This window comes from Kitasatospora sp. NPDC059803, from assembly GCF_042732255.1.
GTDB lineage: Bacteria > Actinomycetota > Actinomycetes > Streptomycetales > Streptomycetaceae > Kitasatospora.
The window spans coordinates 11,859-17,347 of sequence record NZ_JBHWIJ010000111.1; the positions used below are offsets into that span (position 1 = coordinate 11,859).

Annotated in this window: 5 protein-coding genes and 1 pseudogene; 4 read left to right on the top strand and 2 right to left on the bottom strand. The window is 73.6% G+C overall.

The window, feature by feature from the left end; all coding sequences use genetic code 11:
• Positions 1-254: 254 nt before the first annotated feature.
• A complete protein-coding gene (locus ACFV6I_RS19230; protein ID WP_380426507.1) occupies positions 255-716 on the bottom strand; it encodes a hypothetical protein in 462 nt (153 codons plus the stop codon).
• 139 nt (positions 717-855) lie between these two features.
• On the opposite strand from ACFV6I_RS19230, the gene ACFV6I_RS19235 reads away from it, so the two are divergent.
• The gene (locus ACFV6I_RS19235) at positions 856-1,428 is read left to right on the top strand and encodes an exonuclease domain-containing protein (RefSeq protein ID WP_380426509.1); all 573 of its coding nucleotides are present in this window, start codon (positions 856-858) and stop codon (positions 1,426-1,428) included.
• A gap of 188 nt (positions 1,429-1,616) precedes the next feature.
• Here ACFV6I_RS19235 and ACFV6I_RS19240 read toward each other — a convergent pair whose 3' ends face one another.
• Positions 1,617-2,201, bottom strand: coding sequence for a DinB family protein (locus tag ACFV6I_RS19240; protein WP_380426511.1), 585 nt, complete (start codon positions 2,199-2,201; stop codon positions 1,617-1,619).
• A gap of 686 nt (positions 2,202-2,887) precedes the next feature.
• Here ACFV6I_RS19240 and ACFV6I_RS19245 point away from each other — a divergent pair.
• The 3 genes and pseudogenes from ACFV6I_RS19245 to ACFV6I_RS19255 form a co-directional block, all read left to right on the top strand.
• Positions 2,888-4,261: an NUDIX domain-containing protein gene (locus tag ACFV6I_RS19245; protein WP_380426513.1), complete on the top strand. Its 1,374-nt coding sequence runs from the start codon at positions 2,888-2,890 to the stop codon at positions 4,259-4,261.
• Positions 4,262-4,406: 145 nt separating this feature from the next.
• Entirely contained in the window at positions 4,407-4,889 is a 483-nt protein-coding gene (locus tag ACFV6I_RS19250; RefSeq protein ID WP_380426515.1) for an NUDIX domain-containing protein, read from the top strand.
• 187 nt (positions 4,890-5,076) lie between these two features.
• Positions 5,077-5,489, top strand: a pseudogene (locus tag ACFV6I_RS19255) (hypothetical protein); the annotation flags it as partial.

Below are 5,489 nucleotides of genomic sequence, written 5' to 3' on the forward strand. Positions count from 1 at the left end.
AGTGTTCTCACCCCCCCGGCGGGGGGGCCCCCGGCCCGCGGGGCCCCGGGCGCCCCCCCCCCCCCCCGCGGCCCGCCCCCCCGGGGGGCCCCGGGGCCGTGGTGGCCGATCGCCGGGCCCAGGGCCGGCAAGCGGGCTCGTGCCAGGTGGTCCGGACGCTCCTTCCGGCCCGGATCGCGGGTGTTCTCGCGGGTCAGCGGCGCATCGCGGCGGGCTGGAGGCGGGCCAGGCGGCCGGGCGCGGCCCGGCACCGGTCATCGTTCCCCCGGCACGTGGCCCGGGCCACCCTCCGCCGCCGCGTCCAGCCGTTCGTCCGGTTGTTCGTCCGGCCGTTCGTCCGGCCGTTCGTCCGGGTCGGCCAGTGCGAGACCGGCCACCACGCCGTCGGCGATCCGCCGCCCCAGGTCCGGGGAGAGCCCGGCTTCCCCGGCCGCGTCGAGCACCATGCGGTGGACCAAGCGCTGCTGATCGCGGGTCAGTGGCGGGATGACCTCGGGAGCCGACCGGCGCCGCCGTACCCGCCGCCGTACCCGCCGCCACAGCGCCGACGATCCGCGCGAGGCGACCTCCACCAGGTTCTCGGCGAGCTTCTCGCGGGCCCGGTCCAGGGTCAGCCACAGCAGCGGGGCCACCAGCGGAGCGATCTCGGCGAGACCGAAACCGAGCGGATCACGGTCGCCGCGCCGCCGTCGCAGCCGTCGCAGCCGGGCGAGCACCTCGGCGCCGCTCCGTCCCGGCTGGTCTCGACCTGCCGCAACCGCCGTCCGTACCCGGGGGTGCGGGGCCGCTGCGCACCCGCACCCCGGCAGGCAAAACCAGGTGCCGCGGCCGCCGCTCCTCCCTACGCTTCCCGCCATGGACAGCACCGGGGCCGAGCGCCTCCTGAACGTCGTGGACGTCGAAGCAACCTGCTGGGCCGGCGGCCAACCGCGGGGAGCGGTCAGCGAGATCATCGAGATCGGACTGACCGTCGTCGATCTGGACGCCGGCGAACGCCTCGCCCGCCACCGAATCCTGGTGCGGCCCGCCCGATCCACGGTCAGCGAGTTCTGCACGGAACTGACCGGCCTCACCCAGCACGAGGTCGACGCAGGGGTCGGCTTCGCCGAGGCGTGCCGGCTCCTGGCGGCCGAACACCACGCCGGGGCGCGCCCGTGGGCCAGTTGGGGCGACTACGACCGCAACCAGTTCACCCGGCAGTGCCAGGCCACCGGGACGCCGTATCCCTTCGGCCGGCACCACACCAACGCCAAAGCGGCCTTCACCGAGGCATACGGCCTGCGCAAACGCCCCGGCATGGCGAAGGCCCTGGAGATCGCCGGACGGCGACTCGAAGGCCGTCACCACAGCGGCGAGGACGACGCCTGGAACATCGCCGCCCTCGTGCTCCACCTGTCCGAGCGGGGCGTCTGGCCGGATCCGTGCTGACCACTGGATTGCCGACCACCGTCAGCGCCTGTGCCTGTGCCTGTGCCAGGTGATGGATCACTGGGTTCCGATGCTGTCAAGGTAGGGAGACAAGCCGCCGCCAACAGATGAGTGCGCATCCGCGAGTGAGGAAGGCTTCGTGGATGTCGTCACAGGAGTAGAGCTCTCCAAACGCCCGCTCAGGCTCGTCAGGGTGTGCCCACCGCCGCCCTGGCGGCCCGCTCGACCTCGGCGAACCGGGACTGCCGGAACGCGGCGTCGGGCTGCGAATTCGCGTGGCTCGCCTCGGTCCCGGTGGCGCCGTCGAGGTGCTCGCGCAGGATGTCGGCGTGCCCGGCGTGCCGGTTGGTCTCGGTGAGCACGTGCACCAGGATGCTGAACAATGTGACGTTCGGACGGGGCCACCAGGGCACGTAGCCCGGTGCCTCGACGGTGAGGGCGTCGATCGTCGCGTCGGAGTGCTCCGCGACCCGGCGGTACCGGCCGATGATCTCCTCGCGGGTCTCGTGCTCGGTCACCCACATCGCCTCGGCCCAGAGCCGCTCGTCGTCCCACCGACCCAGCGGCTCCGGGCACGGGCGGCCGAGGACGTTGCCGAAGTACCGGTACTCGATGTTCGTGAGGTGCTTGACCAGTCCGAGGAGGCTCGTGCCCGAGCCGGTCAGAGGTCGGCGGACGTCGTATTCGGACAGCCCGTCGAGCTTCCAGACGAGCGCCTCCCGGACATCGCGCAGATCGCTGTGCAAGTACTCCTTGGCGAATTCATCGATCACGGGGACGCAGTCTGCCATGCACGGTCCGTGAGACCGGCCCGGGCCCGACAGGCAGCCGACGAGGAACCGGCACTGCGGGAAGCCGGGACCGATCGCTCCACATCCGTTGGTCCGGGGCCCTGATGAATGAACAGAAGAACTCGACAGGGAAGCACACGGCATCGCCGGCCCCCTCGCCCTGCTTGCCCCTTGCCCTGCGCCACGGTGCGGAGGTGGACGGCCGGCGCTCGACGGTCATCCGAACGGGTGAATCCGGCGGCGACTACGCACTGCCTGACCTCCTCGGCTGCCCGGGCGTCCGTGACCGCCTCGAACCCGGTCTGACAGCCGGGCTCGAACAGGCTCTCGCCGCCTGCGCGCTGGGCTCCGCCCCTGTCCGAGCCCGTCCGCGGCCAGTTGGAGGACGCCCTCGGCCGCGCCCGGAGGTGCTCGAAACCTCCCCGTTCGACCCGGGCTCGCCCGGAGGTAATCCGCTTGAACGCCGCGCTCGAACAGCACCATCATCGGAGACCGCCAACCTCTGGGAGGTTCCTTAACTCAGGTCCGCAGAAAGAAACTTGGACGTCGGATCGCCTTCTTCCAGCACACTTGCGCGCCCGCGCGCCGACGGTGTTCGGAGGAGCTGCGGCGAAGACCGGCACCGACCGGCGGAACGCACCCGCCCGAGAGACCGAGGAGCCCACCCGGTGATCGACTTCGACATGCTGACCGGCCTCGCCTTCCGCGAGGGCGCCGAACGGATCGGCGTCGGCGTGGTGGTCCGCGACACCTGCGGCCGGATCCTGATGATCCGCCGGGCCGCGCACGACGTCCTGCCCGGCCTGTGGGAGTACCCGGGCGGCGGCCACGAGGACGGCGAGCCCATGGCGGCGGGCGCGGCACGGGAACTGGCCGAGCAGACCGGGCTTGCCGGGCTGCCGCTGGAGTACGCGCGGAGCCTGGACCTCACCGACCCGAACGGCCGGCGCGTACGGCAGTTCGTCTTCGCCACCGTCGTTCCGGAGGGCACCCCGGTCGTCCTCTCCGGCGACCACGACTCCCACCAGTGGGCTCCAGCGGACCGGCTGCCCACGACCAGCCACGGCCAGCGCGCGGTGATCGAGTGGCTGAACGGCCGCCTGGCGATCCCGGGCTGGCGGCCGGTCGGCGGCTACCTGACCACCATCGCCCGGCCCAGCGCCTACGGCTCCTTCCTGGTCGCCGACCCCGCCGGCCGCGTCCTCGGGATGCGCTCGACCATCGACCCGAGCGTGTGGAACATGCCCGGCGGCAACGTCGAGCACGGCGAGAGCCCCTTCGACGCCGCGCTGCGCGAAGCCCGGGAGGAGCTGGGCCTGGACCTGGCCGCGGAGAACCCGCAGGTGCTCCGGCGGCGCCTGGTCGCCGTGATCCACACGCAGGCCGACGCCGACTACCCGGTCCCGGTCGCCGGCTACGTGTTCGACGGCGGCACGCTGACCGTGGAGCAGCAGGCCCGGATCCGGCTCGATCCGGCCGAGCACACCGAGTTCCGGTTCGAGACGGCCCACGACTGGCGCTCCCGGATGACCCCCGCCCACTACCAGCGGCTCCGGCAGGTGCTGCGCGCCCACCGCTGCGGCGTCCCGCTCTACCTGGAGCGCCCCGCCCCGGATGGCGACGACTTCGAGGGCGTCCTGGTCTTCGTCACCGACCACGCGGGTCGACTGCTGATGCACCTGCGCGAAGACAGACCGGGCATGGCCTGGCCCGGCTACTGGACTCCGATCGGCGGCTGGCGCGAGGGGGACGAGAGCGCCGAGGAGAGCGCGGTGCGCGAAGTCCGCGAGGAGGCCGGCGTCGAGGTCACCGGGCTACGGACCCTCCCCGGCCCGCACCAGGACCTCGGCCTCCCGCTCACCCGCGTCCTGCACGCCGTCCGGGACGGCCCCGAGAGCGACCTGCGGCTCGGTGACGAGGGCCTGGCCGTGCGCATGGTCCCCCTCGACGAGGTGCTCGATCTGAAGGTCCCGCCCTACCTGCACCACTACCTGCCGCTGCTCGCCGCAGCGACCGACCAGCCCACCGGGGAGGCCTCGTGACCCGGCCCGACCCCGCCGGCCCCGCCGGCCCGTGCGCGTGATGCTCCAGCTCACCCCGCACCGTCCTGGAGCCGCTGCGCGGACCGGCGTCGGCCCCGTGAAGTCCCCAAGTCCCCTTTGATCGAGCGTCCTTGGAGGTAGTGCTGTGGAGAGCCTGCGACAGGCGGTGGCCGTCATCGTCCACGACCGGAGTGGCGGCCGGGTCGCGACGATCAACTACGCGACGAACAGTTGGAGCACGACGCCGGTGTGGACGATCCCCGGTGGCAAGGTCGAGGTCGGCGAGCGCCTGGACGAGGCCGCCGCCCGTGAACTGGCGGAGGAGACGGGGCTGGAAGTCGACCCGCGCGACCTGCGGCTGGTCCACACGATCCAGGTCCGCCAGGGCTGGGACGGCAAGGGCCCGTTCCTGCTGTCGGTGTTCCTCGCCACCGCCTGGCAGGGCGAGCTGACGAACACCGAGCCCGGCAAGCACCTCGCCGTGGTGTGGTCGCCCGCGGGCGAGCTGCCGCTGCCGATGTTCCCGTCCTCCCACGCCGCCCTGTCCGCGTACCTGTCCGGTGGTCGCGGGTTCTCCACCCACGGCTGGGCCGAGGGGTCCGACCCCCGCGACCTGGTCCAGGGCTGAGGAAGGCACCGTCACCTTCCCCACCCCAGCCGGATCCCGTACGCCTACCGCGCCGTGCAGCGGCCCGACGGCGGCACCGGCCCGACGGCGGCACCGGCCCGACGGCGGCACCGACCGGCACCTCGGCCGCCTCGGCCTCCCCCGACAACCACCTGAGTGACCCACCGAACCCCGGAGGCAGTCCCGCATGACCGGATCCCCCGTACGCCCCGCCGGCCCCGAGGACGCCGACGAACTGCTGCGCCTGCGCGTCGCGGTGCTCGACGGCGCCCGGCTCACCGACGACTGGCGCACCACCTTCCGCGACGACATGCGCGAGCGGCTCGGCACCGACCCGAACCTGCTCGCCTATGTCGTCCCCGCCGACGACGGCACGCTGGCCTCCTGCGCCATCGGCATCGTCTACCGCGGCTACCGGGGCCCCACCCACCCCACCGGCCGGTGGGCCCGGATCCACACCGTGGCCACCGACCCGGCCCACCGACGGGGCGGGCGCCCCCCCCCCCGCCCCCCCCCCCCGGGGGGGGCCCCCCCGCCCCCCCGCGGGGGGGCGGTGGCTCTGGGGGCCCCCCAAACCCGAGCCCCCCGCGGCCGCCCCCC